The organism is Myroides odoratimimus (assembly GCF_004337635.1).
Taxonomy (GTDB): Bacteria; Bacteroidota; Bacteroidia; order Flavobacteriales; family Flavobacteriaceae; genus Flavobacterium; species Flavobacterium odoratimimum.
This window is the reverse complement of the sequence record NZ_CP037427.1, coordinates 1408177-1423607: the sequence shown is the minus strand read 5'-3', so window position 1 is coordinate 1423607 and position 15431 is coordinate 1408177. Positions and strand designations below refer to the sequence as shown.

Sequence of the window (15431 nt, the reverse complement as noted above, 5' to 3'; positions counted from 1 at the left end):
CCTAATATATTTCGTACATTTACATAGTAATAAAAAATCAAAACACTATGAAAACAAATATCGGTCTTACAGACAACGCACGTCAATTCAATGCAGAAGTACTATCTAAATTATTAGCAGATGAGTTTATCCTTTACACTAAAGCGAGAAATGCTCATTATAACGTAACGGGGGTAGACTTCCATTCTAAACACGTATACTTCGAAGAACTATATACAGAACTAGCAGTGAATGTAGATGCTGTAGCAGAACGTATTAAAACTCTAGGACACTATGCTCCTTCTTCTTTAAAAGATTACTTAAAACTAACTCACTTAACAGAAGAGAGAAAAACTACAGATACAGATAGTAAGTCTTGGATAGCTGAGTTATTAATAGACTATGAGGTAATCGTATCATTCATCAGACAGAATATAGATGCTATTGAAGAGTCTAATGATAAGAGTACTGCTGACTTCTTAATCGGCTTAATGGAAGCGCATGAGAAAACAGCTTGGATGCTACGTTCTCACTTAGGATAATCAGTGAAACAACATTATATCAAGGTTTGCCTTTTTTGGGCAAACCTTTTTTGTTACTTTTACCTCAAACAACAATAACCAATATGAAAAAGCTATTTATGTTGGGAGCAGTATTATCCCTACTAGTATCGTGTTCTCAACCTAAAACAGATATAGAAAGAGCAGAGGTATTCCAAAAAGAACTCAACAAAGAGTTTAGCGACTCTAAAACATCTCCATTACCTAAGGATGCCCTAAAGAAGTTTAAAGGACTTGATTTCTTCCCTATAACAGAAGATTATGTTGTAGAAGCTAAACTAGTTCGCACACCAGACGAAAAGCCTTTTACGATGCCTACAACGACTTCGAATAAGCTGAATTATGTCAAATACGGAGAACTACACTTTACATTAGATAAAAAAGAACATAAAGTAGATGTCTTTCAGGATCTAGATATCCTAAAGAAAGAAGACTATGCTAATCATCTATTCTTACCCTTTACAGATCTTACTTCTGGGGTGACTACTTATGGTGGAGGTAGATATATAGATTTAGAGATACCAGAAGGAGACCTTATCACTCTAAACTTTAATCAGGCTTATAATCCATTCTGTGTGTATAACCCTAAGTACTCATGCCCTATACCACCTGAACAAAACTTCATAGAAGTAGAAATAAATGCTGGTGTAAAAAATTATAAATACGAATAAGCAGAGTAGCAAGAAACGGATTGTGAGTGAGTAAGAGTCAATATACTTTTGGGTTTCTAAATACAGTAAAATGAAACTAAAAGGTAAAATAGCGCTTATCACTGGTGGAACTAGTGGTATCGGTAAAGCAACGGCACTCCTATTTATCCAACACGGTGCACAGGTCATCATCACAGGTAGAAATAAACATACTATCGACAGTACAGTAGCAGAACTAGGTCATCAGGCTATAGGTATCGTCTCTGACGCAGGTAATATGGTAGACCTTATGCGTCTAGGTGAACAGTTACGACACTATACTACTCGTTTAGACATTGTGTTTGTCAATGCTGGTTTTGGCAAATATGCTCCACTAGAACTAATAGACGAGACGCACTATGAAGAGATGTTCAATACTATCGTTAAGGGGACTCTATTCACTGTACAGCAGGTCTTACCTCTTATGTCTAGTGATAGCGCTATTGTGCTAAACACTTCTATTGTCACAGAAGTAGGGATGCAAAACTCTAGTGTCTATTCTGCTGCTAAGGCAGCTGTACAATCGTTCACTAAGACCTTTGCCTCTGAATTAATCAGTAGAGGAATACGCGTTAATGCTATATCTCCTGGTCCTATCCAAACGAATTACTTCGACCGATCAAACTTATCCAAAGAACAGGTCGAATCTTTCACGACTTCCTTTGCACCACAGGTGCCTATACAGCGCTTCGGTCAAGCGTCTGAAGTAGCAGAAGCAGTCATGTTCTTAGCTTCTGATGCCGCTTCATACATAGTAGGTACAGAGCTAAGTGTAGATGGAGGCTTTCCAAAGATAAAACATCATAAAGAAAAAGGCGATAAATTAAAAAGGCGAGTCAAAATATTGACTCGCCTCTATTTTATTTAAAAACTGTTGTTTCCTATTTCTGTTTCTTGATACCCATATTGTATAGTGTAAATGCTTGTAAGTCTCATTCACTTGTATTGAAAAAGTTGCATCAATTTGTCCAACTTTTTAAAGTCAGTCCAAAGACTTTTTTGCACTTTTATTTCTTTAAAGTGAAAGTACTTATATAGACTTTGTAAAAAACAAGAAAAAAATTAATGAGATAATTGAACAAAATAAGAACCTTCTTTCGAAGCTATTAATTTCTTTCCTTTAAATAACTCTAATTTTATATATGGTGATTTAACTTTGTTATCAGGATTATTGGAAACTAAAACCTTTATTTGTGTAGAGTGGTGTTTTCTTTGTTTAATTTCTATTTCACTATTACCTTCTATTTCATATCTATTATTACCTCCCACACCTTCATAAGTTAATATTAAATATGTCTCTTTAGGATTTGTTGTTACTTTTAATCTGTAAGTACTAATAGGGTTCAACTCTTCGTCTTTTGAACAAGAATTAAAACTCATAACACACATTAATACTATAAATATAGCTAATAATTTTTTCATGTTTTTGTTTATAATTTCCACAAACATACATTTTAAAAGTCTAAAATATATGTCAAGATATGTCTTGTTTGTTACAAATTGAGAATTTCTATTTCACTTTTAATCTTAAGAAAGCAAAATTGGTAAAGTGAGAGCAATATAAATTATAGGTATGCATCTGATATTGTGATACTAGTGACATCTATATTTTCTAGAATCATTATTAATCTAATAGAGAAACTGAATCAATAACATACTGGACTGAACTATAACTAAACGAATAAAAATAGGTCTCTTAAAAAAACAAAAGGCGAGTCAAAATATTGACTCGCCTTTATTGGATTTAAAAACTGTTGTTTCCTATTTCAGTTTCTTGATACCCATATTGTATAATGTAAATGCTTGTAAGTCTACGTGCTCTTGTATTTGTTGAGCAATAGATTTACCAGCACCATGTCCTGCATTCGTTTCAATACGAATTAACATAGGGTTATTACCTGTATTTTTAGCTTGTAACTCAGCTGCAAACTTAAAGCTGTGCGCTGGTACTACTCTATCATCATGGTCTCCAGTAGTTACCATTGTAGCAGGGTATGCTACAGCTTTCACATTGTGTAGAGGAGAATATCCTTTTAAGTACTCGAACATCTCTTTGCTATCTTCTGAAGTACCATAGTCATACGCCCATCCTGCACCTGCTGTGAATGTGTGGTAACGCAACATATCTAATACTCCTACTGCTGGTAAAGCTACTTTCATAAGATCAGGACGTTGAGTCATAGTAGCTCCTACTAATAACCCTCCATTAGATCCACCTTTAATAGCTAAGAAATCAGATGAAGTATATTTATTGTCAATTAAGTACTGACCTGCAGCGATAAAGTCATCAAATACATTTTGTTTTTGTAATTGAGTACCTGCTACGTGCCACTCTTTACCATACTCTCCACCACCTCTAAGGTTTGGTACAGCATATACACCACCATTCTCTAACCAAATAGCATTAGCAATGCTAAATGAAGGAGTCAAGCTAATATTAAACCCTCCGTAAGCATATAGCATAGTAGGATTCTTACCATCTAACTTAAGACCTTTTTTATGTGTAATGATCATCGGTACTTTAGTTCCGTCTTTAGAAGTATAGAATACTTGTTTAGACTCATATTGAGAAGAGTCAAACTTCACTTTAGGTTGCTCATATACTTTAGACGTACCATCTACTGGATTGAAAGCATAGATACTTCCTGCAGTGATATAGTTCGTGAAAGAATAGTACAATGTAGTGTCTGATTTTTTACCACCAAAACCACCAACAGTTCCAACTCCTGGTAATTCTACTACTCTCACTTTTTTACCTGTATAGTCATACTGCTCTACATACGCTACAGCATCTTTTAGGTAGTTAGCGAAGATATATCCAGCTCCTGTTGAAGGTGTCAATACATTCTTCGTTTCTGCGATAAAGTCAACCCAATTCGCTTGTCCTGGGTTCTTAGCATCTACAGTTACTACTCTTGTGTTAGGTGCTTTATAATCTGTTACGATATATAATTTACCATCTTTACTATCTAATACTCCATTACTGCTATCGAAGTTATTTACTACAGTAACAATAGGACTATTCGCTACAGTTAGATCTTTCACATAAAGCTCGTTTCCATAAGTAGAATTAGCAGCTGTAATAATTAAATATTTATTATCACTAGTCACTCCTCCACCTACGTAACGTCTCTTCTGATCTTTTCCGAAGATTAGAGCATCCTCTTTCTGAGCTGTACCTAATTTGTGGTAATATAATTTATGTTGATCTGTCTTCGCAGATAATTCACTACCTGTTGGTTTATCATAACTAGAGTAATAGAACCCTTCATTACCAAACCAAGAAACACCACTAAACTTCACATCTACTAATGTATCACCTATCACTTGTTTTGTTTCTGCATCTAGAACGATAATCTTTCTCCAGTCACTTCCACCTTCAGAGATAGCGTAAGCTACTTTAGAACCATCCTCAGAGAAATCAATACTTCCTAATGATGTAGTACCATCTTTAGAGAATGTGTTAGGATCTAAGAATACTTCTTCTTTACCAGCTTCATCTTTGCGGTATAAAATAGACTGATTCTGTAACCCGTCATTTTTAAAGAAATAAGTGTATTTACCTTCTTTAAATGGAGCACCGATCTTCTCGTAGTTCCATGCCTCTTCCATTTGTTTCTTTAGGTCATCTCTAAAAGGAATCTGAGCTAAATAATCAAAAGTAACTTGGTTCTCTGCTTTTACCCAAGCAGCAGTTTCTTCTGATCTATCATCTTCTAACCATCTATATGGGTCAGCTACTTCTACACCGAAGTAAGTATCTACTACCTCACCTTTTTTCGTGTCTGGGTACTTTAGTTCTACATTTGCTTCTTCCGTAGCTCCTTGCTTACAAGAAACTATGATTGTAGCAACTAGTAAAGTCATAAGTGTTTTTCTCATAAATGTTTAAGTTAGTTATTGTTTTCTTAAATAATAAGTTAGTAAATATATCCATAAATATATAAAGAGCAAGGAGAATCCTCCTTACTCTCTATATATTAACATTATTTCCTATTATTAATGCTTGTGTTCATGGTCGTGATCATGATCTCCCTCTCCTGGGTTTACAATATTCACAGTTCTAAATTCCATAGCTTGGTTACCTGCCTTATCTAATACTTTTACTACAAAGTGGTATTCACCTCTCTTTGCCTCTTTGTCTATTAAGATTTCGTGGTGATGTATATGTGCATTTCGCTGTCCATAGATATCATCCCAGCTATTTTTATATTTAAACGATTTGCGGTGTGCGTTCTCTTCATCATCGTGATCATGGTCATGATCGTGGTCAGCATGTCGTACAGATACACTGTGTGTATGCGTATGCCCCTCAGCTGAGTGAATGTCAATATCATAAGACCCTAAGGCGATATTATCTGATACATCCATATCAAAGTGGATAGTCTCTCCTGCTTCTAATTTAGCTCCTTCTTCTGGTGCGTTTAACACGATCACAGGTTTTTGAGTATCTACATCTGAATCACTCTTCAGACATGATGTAAATAATATACTACTTAATAAAGTTACGCTTGCTATATATTTTAATTGTTTCATTTTTTTAATGTTTAAAAATCCAGATTGTGACTTTATACTTAGCCTAGCACAATCTGGAGAATGAGTTAAATGTCTTTGTTCTTACCTAGTGCAAAATGAGTTAACTCTTCTGCAGGTGGTCCTCTTAACCAATAAAAAGGAAACAGACACTCTTTATAGCTGACTACTACCTCGATTACTAATTCATCGTGTACTCTCTCGACCCATAACACTAGTGTGGAGACTATGTGTTCTATAGCAGGTGAGAGCTTACATATATACTGCTCACAGTAGTGAATCGTATTACTATCTACATATTCTAATTTAGCTGACTTCTGCCCAAAGTGATGATCAATGATGACATAGTGAAGAGTATTGTTCAGTATAGGTACTAAGAATAAAGTACACCATAGCGAACATACTATAGCACGTATGTTCTTATCTGTCATATCAGAATGGTACTTGTATCATCAATTGTATTGAACGTCCTAACTCAGGTATACCTAATGGTCTGTAGAAGCTCGTATGATTTAATATCTTCGTATCGAACATATTTGAGATAGACAGTGTAGTACGCGCCTTAAACTTACCAAACTGTACTGTAGAAGACACTCCAGCACCGAAGCTCTGACTACTAGGTGTCACTTCTTCTCCCTGTGCAATACGTTCTTGCTCAGCATACCACTTCCCGTTAAAGTACACTTCTGACTCTTTAAACAGATCCGTATCTCTAAAGCTATATCTAACCTCTCCGAATACATTCATCGGAGGAGTGAATGGCAATGGATAAGCTCCGTTCTGCCCATTAGACACTTGCTGATTATAGATATACTCAAGTACTGCTGATATATTTAGACGATCAAAAAAACGTTTCTCTACTTTCCATTCAAAACCGCTAATGATAGCTTCTGACTGGGTATATTCATAAATCTGCCCACTATCTGGTAGTATAGAGAACTTACCTGATGGCTTTAGGTAGATATAATTAGAAAAATAATATAAATAAGGGCTAAACGTCGTATTAAACGTAGGAGTCTTAAACTCTGCTCTAAAGTCTAATGCAATCCCCTTCTCTGGATCAAGATCAGGATTCCCTTTCTCATGTCTAAAAGCTCCGTGGTGAACACCATTAGATGCTAACTCAATAGCAGTGGGGAATCTAAAGTTAGTACCCACGGTAGCTCCAAAATTAAAGTTGTCGTTTAGCGTATACTTTGCACCTACCATTCCATTCACACTATTGAAGTCTCTATCTGTAGTCGTACTTCTCTGTGCATATTTATTAGCTAGCTGATCTGCATAGCCCTGTTCTTTTAAATAGTCAAATAAGAATTGATCATAAAACGGCTTAACATGTACACTTGCATAGTCAAAGCGTGCTCCTCCTTCTAAAGTCAATTTATCATTCACGAAATACTCATACATCCCGAATACACCTGTACTCTGTCTATTAAACTTGGGTAATAAGAATCCGTATCCGTCAATGGTATTATTCTGAAAATTCTGTTGTACTCCTAATGTCAACTTATGGTTGTTATTAAATAGATGTTCATACTTCACAGAAGCATCTACTGTATTTAATACAAACTGTAACTCTAGATTAGGGTTAGAACTTGGTGGTGTTTGATCATCAAAGTGAGAGTGAAACAAGCTGTGCTCTTGTCTTCTATTATTTTGATAAGCGACCATAAAAGTCCACTTATCTTGTAATGAACTATCCCATGTAGTTGTATTCACTACCTTAAAGTGATTGACGTTCTGACGTGGGTATTCTATATTGCGGTGATTCCCGTCATCTGCTACAGATGCCACATTAGGCAATCCGTGAGATCCTGGAAAGAATCCACTCTTGTCATAAACATTACTAATGCTCAGGATATTTTTAAAGTTATTATCCACATATCCTATTTGTCCATATAGTGCAAAGTTCTTAGAAGCAGTATTCTTCATTCTATTGCCATAGATAGGAATCACAGTGTTTAAATAGTTTATCTCAGACACAGGTACACGATAGTCACCAGCATCTTGACCTGTTGCTTTAAACTTATAGAAGAACTTCTCATCTCTTCCCTTTACCTGTACAGAAGCACCATACGAATCGTTAACTGTCTTGCCAAACATAGTAGCACTGCCACTAAATGAGTGTACTTCTGGTACCTTCTCATTATTAATCTTGATCACACCTCCGATTGCATCACTCCCATACTCAATAGTACCTACACCCTTTATCACTTCTACTTCTTCAGTACTGAAGGCATCTATCTCTAATCCATGGTCTGCTCCCCACTGTTGACCTTCTTGTTTGGCCCCATTCTCAGCGACAGCTACACGGTTAAATCCAAGTCCTCGAATAATAGGTTTAGAAGCTCCTGCCCCTATCTCCATAGCATTAACCCCTGGTACTGATGTCAAGGTTTTAGCAAATGAGCCTGAAAAACTCTCTACTAGTTGCTTATTACTAACTACCTCAGTATTCGCAATCGTCTTTAGCCCATGTGTCGATACAACTACTTGGTCTAGCAGTGTATTGTCCTCCTTAAGGTGCAAATCTAAATACATATCAGACTTCACTGTAAGCAAGGTATCAACAGTCTTATAACCAAGATATTCAACTAATAAACGGTGTTGACCTGCAGATACAGGTGTAGATATAAATTGTCCCTTCAGGTCAGTTCCAGACTGTAATCCCGAAAAAGTTATATTACTCCCTACTAATGCTTCTCCATATATGTCTGATACCTTACCCTTTACAACATATTGTTGTGCGTAAGTACCAATAGAAGCCACTAGTGAAAGCATAAGAATAGATATTCTCATTTAATCGCTAATAATTTAATTGTACATAAATAATCTATCCCTTTGCAAAGATTGCAAGAGACTTAAACAATAATTTATGCTAATACAGGGGGTGCCCTAAGGGAAAAGAATACCTGTGAAAGAGGTATAATAGATAGTGATACAATATCCTGAACTGATCTGGCTACATCATAAGTAATGAACTCTACAGACAATACATCTGAAGTGATAGCAGGGTTAAGTATAGTATCACAGACAAAACACTTGTCTAGCTGACTATGTGCTTCCTTAAAAGTAAGTTGATCCGATAGATCTCCTCTACTTTCATTAAAATGAGCATGTGTACTGTGTTCTTTTTCGTACTCTACTGAAGAAACAATATGTTCAAAACTATGCATAAACTGAAAAACGATGGTAAACATAATGGCTACCACCAACAATATTCTTGATATGTTTTTCTTTGCTTGCATACTGCAAATATAGACAAGAATGCTAGAAATAGACAATATGAATGATAATATTTAATAATTAGTTCATATTGAGAGTCACCCTCTTTCTAATTCTTATTCGATTAATCTCTTTTATAAACAAGGTATTTATTCATTTTTCTACTCTAAAACAATACTTCTTACAATTCTAGCTTTCTCAATACATAACATATTTTAAATCAGAATCATAAACTAAAATCAAATATTCTAACAACAATAAAACAACCTCCTTCCTAAAACACTGTAATCAATATTAAACCACTTCAGTCCTTCGATAGTATAATAAGGTAACACTAGTATACTGATTCCATAGTGATCGCATACTTTTAGCCCTTTTTTATGCGAGCAGTATCCGATAACTATGCGACCACTATGCGATAAGTCCAATTAGGGTTTGTCTCGTCCTACTATAGCTGTACAGTTATTATTTATAATCCTATTCTTCACTGTACAAATGTGTTCAGTATAGAACAAAAATTATTGTTTGTGTTTTGTTACCTTTGTTTCTCATAAAAAATCATTAATAATGAATAGCAGACTATTAGGAAGTATATTAATCATCGCAGGTTCTTCTATCGGTGGAGGTATGTTAGCCATGCCTATCACATCAGCAGGAGTAGGCTTTATAGGGGCTACATTACTGTTATTTATCATTTGGTTTGCGATGTGTTATACAGCATTATTGATGGTTCGTATTTATGATTTTAATAGTCCTAAAGATGGCTTTGATACCTTGACTAGGAAGTATGCAGGATTCACTGTAAACCGAATAGCCGGGCTAAGTCTTATGTTCTTAATCTATGGGCTGACAGCTGCGTATATGTCTGGTGGTGGTACCATCCTAAAGACGAATATAGACCTTCTACTAGACACTAATCTAGACGATCGCTTAGCAGTGCTTATCTTCTCTGCTATATTCAGTACTATTGTGATTATTGGGACGAGATGGGTAGATTGGTTTACTCGTATTCTTTTTACAGGTAAGCTTATCTTCTTAGCGCTATTAGTGATCGTTATGACTCCTCTGATAGAAGGAGCAAATCTACTTCACATGCCCTTATCACAAGGTCTAGTGATTATGTCTATCCCTGCGATATTCACCTCTTTTGGTTTTCATGGAAGTATCCCTAGTATTGTTGATTATCTAGAGGGGAATAAGAAACTATTAAAAAGAGCCTTTATACTAGGAAGCTTACTACCCTTAGTGATTTACTTAGTTTGGCAGATCGTTATATTAGGGACTTTAGATCAGACTGTCTTTATGCAAATATTGCAAGAACACTCTGAGGTAAAAGGGTTATTACTTAGCATAAGAGAATTATCTAATTCTACCTATATTGAGACTTTATTTAGTTTCTTCGCTGCTACAGCATTAGGTACCTCTTTCTTAGGAGTAAGTATTGGGTTGTTAGATTACTATAAAGACTTGTTTAAAAATAAGTCAAAAAAATTAATCAAGCCTCTAGCCGCTATCTGTACATTCATACCGCCACTACTATTTGCACTCTTCTATCCAGAAGGTTTTATCTTGGCATTAGGGTATGCGGCGATAGCAGGTGTTGTATTAGCATTAGTCATTCCTGTGGTGCTGTATTTAAAGGCAATGAGATTTCACAAAATCAAAATTTCGTTGTTACAATATTTCATTATCGGTTTTATATTAATACTTTCTTTAGTAATAGTATTTGCACAACTATTAGTCGTTAGCAAAAGCTAAAACCTAAATGTTTTATAAACTTTCTAAAAGTTAGTTAAGAAACGTTTTGTATCATTTTAATTTAGGAATTTACGAGATTCAAAGACCTAGAAATTGCGTAAATTTGCAAGCTTAAATTATTATATGATAAACAAATACTTACTAACAACAATATTCGTTATCACACTGATAACGAACACCGTATCTTTTGCACAACAAAGTGTAGAAGTCATCTCTAATGAAGAGCAACGGGATAGCACGGCAGCAAAACAGAAATTTTTTGACCGTGTAGTTTCTTATTTTGAAGAAGCTAAAAAAGATAAATCACAGAGCAAATTTGACCTCTCATTCATAGGTGGTCCAAGCTACTCTGTAGATACTAAACTAGGACTAGGGATAGTCGCTTCTGGACTGTATAGAGTAGATAAAGAGAACCTAGACTTACCCCCTTCTGATCTGGCTATTTATACTAACTTTACTACAAGTGGATTCTTCGCTATCGGAGTAGAGAACACAACGATATTTCCTAATGATGATTACCGATTTCACTACGATATGGCATTTAAATATATGCCTAGTAAATACTATGGTATAGGATACGAGGCAGGTAGCCAAGGAGACTATGTGAAGTACGATGAATATCACTTAGGCTTGAAATTTGATGTATTAAGAAAAGTGTTGCCGAATACATATGTAGGATTAGTCTTTTCTGCTCAGAATATTCAGAGTAGAAACTTCAGAGATAGTGAGGTGAGACCTGATACAGACTCTAAAGATACGGCTATCGGAGGAGGATTTATCGCGTCATACGATAGTAGAGACTTTATCCCTAACCCGAGTAAAGGAATCTTTATCCAATATGAACAGACTTTTTTCCCGAAAACACTGGGAAGTAATAAACACTTCGGAAAGATTAACTTTACAGCACGTGCATACCAACAGGTGTGGAAGGATGGGCTAATAGCCTTCGACTTAAATGGAGAGTTTAACAATGGTGAAGTGCCATGGACAATGCTCTCTAAACTAGGAGGAGCTAGACAGATGAGAGGGTACTACAGTGGGCAGTATCGAGATGGAAAACAGATCAATACACAGATAGAACTAAGACAAAAAATACATAACCGACATGGTGTAGCAGTATGGGGTGGTGCAGGTAATGTGTTCGAGAATATGGATAAGTTTGATTGGAGCCACACCTTACCAACATATGGTATAGGATATAGATGGGAGTTTAAAAATAGAGTGAACGTACGTCTTGACTATGGTTTTGGTAAAGGACAGAGTGGATTCTATTTTAATATCTATGAATCGTTTTAAGGGATAAAATGACTGAACAATTAAATAAAAAAGGATTCTTTAGTAGAATCATAAATAACCCGATCGCCTTGTTTTGGTTCTATATTGCTGTCAATATGGTTCCGAGCATTTATTTTGTCTTTACACAACCCGTGAATCTAATTGGGAAAATCGTAGTCATACTGTTTCCTTTAGGGTTATTCATGACAATATTCTCTGCGTTTAAAAATTCGGGAGCCTGGTTACTACTATGCTTTCCATTCCTGTTTTTGCACGCTTTCCAGATCGTGTTATTCTACCTATTCGGAGAAGATGTGATAGCCGCAGATATGTTTCTAAACGTAGCAACTACGAATACTTCAGAAATAAATGAACTACTAGGTAGTCTATTGCCTTCTATCGCCTTTGTGTGTTTCTTATACATTCCACCTATCGTATTCGCTATACTTCAGTGGAAGAGAAAGAACTTCTTAGACTGGAGCTTTAGAAGACAGACTCTATTACCTGCAGTACTGTTATTAATAGCATCACTAGTATTATCATTCTTCAGTGCGAATAAGAACACTGGTACATTTGCCTTTAACCAAGATGTGTATCCTATCAATGCGTTACACAACTTAGGGTTCGCAGTGAATAAATGGGATAAGGTCAATCGATACCCTGAGACCTCTAAAGACTTTACCTTTAAAGCTACTAGAGACAGCATCTCTACTGATAAAAGACAAATATATGTACTGATCATAGGTGAGACGAGTAGAGCTGATAACTGGTCTCTGTATGGATATGATCGCGAGACCAATCCGAAGCTAAAGAATGAGAAGAACTTGGTCGTGTTTAAAGATGCATTAACGCAATCGAATACGACACATAAGAGTGTCTCGATCATCTTATCAGAAGCAGAGGCAGAAAACTATAATTCTATCTATGTCAAAAAAGGTATTGTGCACGCGTTTAAAGAAGCTGGCTTTACCACGATATCGCTGTCTAATCAGGCAGAGAACTCTTCGTTTATAGAATACTTCACTAAAGAAGCAGATATCTATAAGACGATACGTACTACTGATAGCCATACCCGTATGACGGAGAATCACTATGATGAAGAGTTGGTAGACTTAATGCAAAAACACATACAGGAGACTACTGGAGATCTATTCATCTTATTACATACCTATGGGTCACACTTTAAGTATATGGAGCGCTACCCTGAGAACTTCAGACAGTTCACTCCTGATGAGATAGGTGGTGTAAAGAAATCTGAGAAAGAACACCTAGTCAATGCGTATGACAACTCTATCTTATACACAGATCACTTCTTAGCTAAAACGATAGAAGCCCTGAAAGAGACTAATGAAGAGGTAGCTATGCTATATACTTCTGACCATGGAGAGGACTTATTCGACGATGATAGAAATAGGTTCTTACACGCTTCGCCTAGTCCGACTTACTATCAGCTAAGAATACCATTCTTAATGTGGTTCTCGGATGAGTATATTACCCATAATGAAAAGAGAATGACCGCAGTACAAGAGAATAAAAACAAGCCTATCTCTACGAATGCAGTATTCCATACGATGATTAATGCAGCACATATTCGTACTTCTTATCTAGAAAAGGACTTATCGTTAGTCAATAGAGCTTTTAATGCAGAAGCTCGTATGTACTTAAATGACCACGATATCGCTGTTCCTTATACTAAAATGAACTTGAAGAAAGAAGATTTCGAAATGCTGAAAAAGAATAATATTAAAGAATAAACAACAAAACAATGATACACAAAACTAAACATAAGATACTAGCACTAGCCATGTGTGCTATGCCGCTGCTAGCTACGGCGCAGAGTGAGAAAGTAGAATCTATAAAACTAGGTAATATGGATCACTGGATGGTACGCGAAGTTAAAGAATCGTTTATCATCGGGGGTAATACACAATACCTATACGAAATCACTGAAACAAAAGATACACTAAAGGACAATACGCCTTATAAGAATAAAAAGTCTCCATGGGCGACCTCATCTGTACTAGCTACTGTAAGCGGTATAACGAAAGGGAGTGTAACTGTATTTCCAGAAAAAAGAGATAATGGGTACGCTGCTCGTTTAGAGACTCGTATAGAGAAAGTGAAAGTACTAGGAGTAATTAATATCAATGTACTCGCTAGTGGAACAATCTTCTTAGGGGAAATGATAGAACCTATCACAGATACTAAAAACCCTCAAAGTAAACTAGTAACAGGTATTCCTTTTACTAAAAAGCCTAAAGCACTACAGTTCGACTATAAAGTAACTACTGGTGGTCCTTCTAAACGTGTGAATGGTATGGGAAGCGGAACTGATGCTAAGCGAAATGACAAGGCCGAGATACAGATTCTACTACAAAAGAGATGGGAAGACAAAGATGGTAATGTACATGCTAAACGTATAGGTACGGGATGGGAACTGATGGATAAGTCTGTAAAAACATGGCAAAACAAACACCGTCTGACTGTAAACTATGGTGATATCACGAAGCAGAGTTACTATGGCGCACATATGGCACTGAGAACAGGTAGCAATGCATACTACACTAGAAATAGCAAAGGTAAGATGGTGCCGATCATAGAAGAAGGTTGGGGTACTGCAGATGACGAGGTAACTCACCTAATCGTACAATTCTCTTCTAGTAATGGAGGAGCGTATATCGGTAATACGGATAGCCGTTTATGGATAGATAACGTAGGATTAGTTTATTAAAAAATATCAATACAAAAAAAAGAGGTAGTTTAATCTGGATTAAACTACCTCTTTTTTTTATCTTATTACTTCACTCTAGTACTATCGTGGCTATGAGTTTCTATTCCCCCGTTCCACAAAGTCAGAATGTCTGTAGCTACAGCAGCTCCACTACCAGCAGCTATCGCTAACTGACTCCTATGTCCTGCTAATGTTCCTGCCACATAAACTCCTTCTGTTACTAAGTGATCTTCGTTTCTCAACTGGATTCTATTCTTAGCAGCTAGTGACTTCTTATGTGGTATTACATATTCCATTAATCCTTCTACTTCAAAAGTAGGGCTAGAATTAATAGCTACTACTACAAGTGAAGTATAGTATACTTCCTTATTCGTCTTGACTTCAAATACTCCATCCCTCTTCTGTACAGAAATAACCTTCTCACCTGTGATTTGGTCAATGTGGTTGTAGTAATTTAAGTCTTCTATAGACTGTTCTAATAGGTCTTTTCCTAAAGTCCCTTGTTTTATACCATAAGCATTATAGAAGATAGCATCTTGAAGCATTGAGCTCTTCTGATGCATAATAATACCTACTTTCTTATCTGTTACAAAAGGTTTCTTTACAGCACTACCAATAACTTGCGCACAAGATACTCCTGATACGCCTCCCCCTATGATTAGTACATCGAATACTTCCATA

14 protein-coding genes are annotated in these 15431 nt (G+C 36.1%); 7 read left to right on the top strand and 7 right to left on the bottom strand.

All coding sequences use genetic code 11. From position 1 onward, the window contains the following. Positions 1–47 precede the first annotated feature (47 nt). The 3 genes from E0Z07_RS06555 (at position 48) to E0Z07_RS06545 (ending at position 2096) form a co-directional block, all read left to right on the top strand. Positions 48–521 (top strand): Dps family protein, encoded by a 474-nt coding sequence (locus E0Z07_RS06555; RefSeq protein ID WP_006257622.1) that lies wholly within the window; start codon positions 48–50, stop codon positions 519–521. 98 nt (positions 522–619) lie between these two features. After that, complete coding sequence (locus E0Z07_RS06550) at positions 620–1210, top strand: DUF1684 domain-containing protein (RefSeq protein ID WP_006257623.1); 591 nt, start codon at positions 620–622, stop codon at positions 1208–1210. A 70-nt stretch (positions 1211–1280) separates the two neighbouring features. Beyond that, a complete protein-coding gene (locus E0Z07_RS06545; RefSeq protein ID WP_233446016.1) occupies positions 1281–2096 on the top strand; it encodes an SDR family oxidoreductase in 816 nt (271 codons plus the stop codon). 194 nt (positions 2097–2290) lie between these two features. Here E0Z07_RS06545 and E0Z07_RS06540 read toward each other — a convergent pair whose 3' ends face one another. The 6 genes from E0Z07_RS06540 to E0Z07_RS06515 all read right to left on the bottom strand — a co-directional run bounded on the left by E0Z07_RS06540 (position 2291) and on the right by E0Z07_RS06515 (position 9009). Beyond that, positions 2291–2650: a hypothetical protein gene (locus E0Z07_RS06540; protein WP_225581463.1), complete on the bottom strand. Its 360-nt coding sequence runs from the start codon at positions 2648–2650 to the stop codon at positions 2291–2293. Positions 2651–2989: 339 nt separating this feature from the next. Next, positions 2990–5095 carry a prolyl oligopeptidase family serine peptidase gene (locus E0Z07_RS06535; protein WP_006257626.1) on the bottom strand — a complete coding sequence of 702 codons (2106 nt, stop codon included), beginning with the start codon at positions 5093–5095 and terminating at the stop codon, positions 2990–2992. Between the two features lie 132 nt (positions 5096–5227). Continuing rightward, entirely contained in the window at positions 5228–5764 is a 537-nt protein-coding gene (locus E0Z07_RS06530) for a DUF4625 domain-containing protein (RefSeq protein ID WP_006257627.1), read from the bottom strand. 65 nt (positions 5765–5829) lie between these two features. Continuing rightward, complete coding sequence (locus E0Z07_RS06525) at positions 5830–6192, bottom strand: hypothetical protein (RefSeq protein WP_006257628.1); 363 nt, start codon at positions 6190–6192, stop codon at positions 5830–5832. 1 nt (position 6193) lies between these two features. Then, positions 6194–8560 carry a TonB-dependent receptor gene (locus E0Z07_RS06520; protein WP_006262631.1) on the bottom strand — a complete coding sequence of 789 codons (2367 nt, stop codon included), beginning with the start codon at positions 8558–8560 and terminating at the stop codon, positions 6194–6196. A gap of 74 nt (positions 8561–8634) precedes the next feature. After that, positions 8635–9009 carry a hypothetical protein gene (locus tag E0Z07_RS06515; RefSeq protein ID WP_006257630.1) on the bottom strand — a complete coding sequence of 125 codons (375 nt, stop codon included), beginning with the start codon at positions 9007–9009 and terminating at the stop codon, positions 8635–8637. Positions 9010–9553: 544 nt separating this feature from the next. Here E0Z07_RS06515 and E0Z07_RS06510 point away from each other — a divergent pair. The 4 genes from E0Z07_RS06510 (at position 9554) to E0Z07_RS06495 (ending at position 14750) form a co-directional block, all read left to right on the top strand. After that, positions 9554–10744: an aromatic amino acid transporter gene (locus tag E0Z07_RS06510; RefSeq protein WP_016650049.1), complete on the top strand. Its 1191-nt coding sequence runs from the start codon at positions 9554–9556 to the stop codon at positions 10742–10744. Between the two features lie 123 nt (positions 10745–10867). After that, positions 10868–12040, top strand: coding sequence for a BamA/TamA family outer membrane protein (locus E0Z07_RS06505; RefSeq protein WP_131540492.1), 1173 nt, complete (start codon positions 10868–10870; stop codon positions 12038–12040). An 8-nt stretch (positions 12041–12048) separates the two neighbouring features. After that, positions 12049–13773, top strand: coding sequence for a phosphoethanolamine transferase (locus tag E0Z07_RS06500; RefSeq protein ID WP_131540491.1), 1725 nt, complete (start codon positions 12049–12051; stop codon positions 13771–13773). 11 nt (positions 13774–13784) lie between these two features. Then, positions 13785–14750 carry a PCMD domain-containing protein gene (locus E0Z07_RS06495; protein WP_131540490.1) on the top strand — a complete coding sequence of 322 codons (966 nt, stop codon included), beginning with the start codon at positions 13785–13787 and terminating at the stop codon, positions 14748–14750. A gap of 65 nt (positions 14751–14815) precedes the next feature. Here the strand turns inward: E0Z07_RS06495 and E0Z07_RS06490 are convergent, their stop codons facing one another. Continuing rightward, positions 14816–15430 carry an FAD-dependent oxidoreductase gene (locus tag E0Z07_RS06490; RefSeq protein ID WP_131540489.1) on the bottom strand — a complete coding sequence of 205 codons (615 nt, stop codon included), beginning with the start codon at positions 15428–15430 and terminating at the stop codon, positions 14816–14818. Position 15431 lies beyond the last annotated feature (1 nt).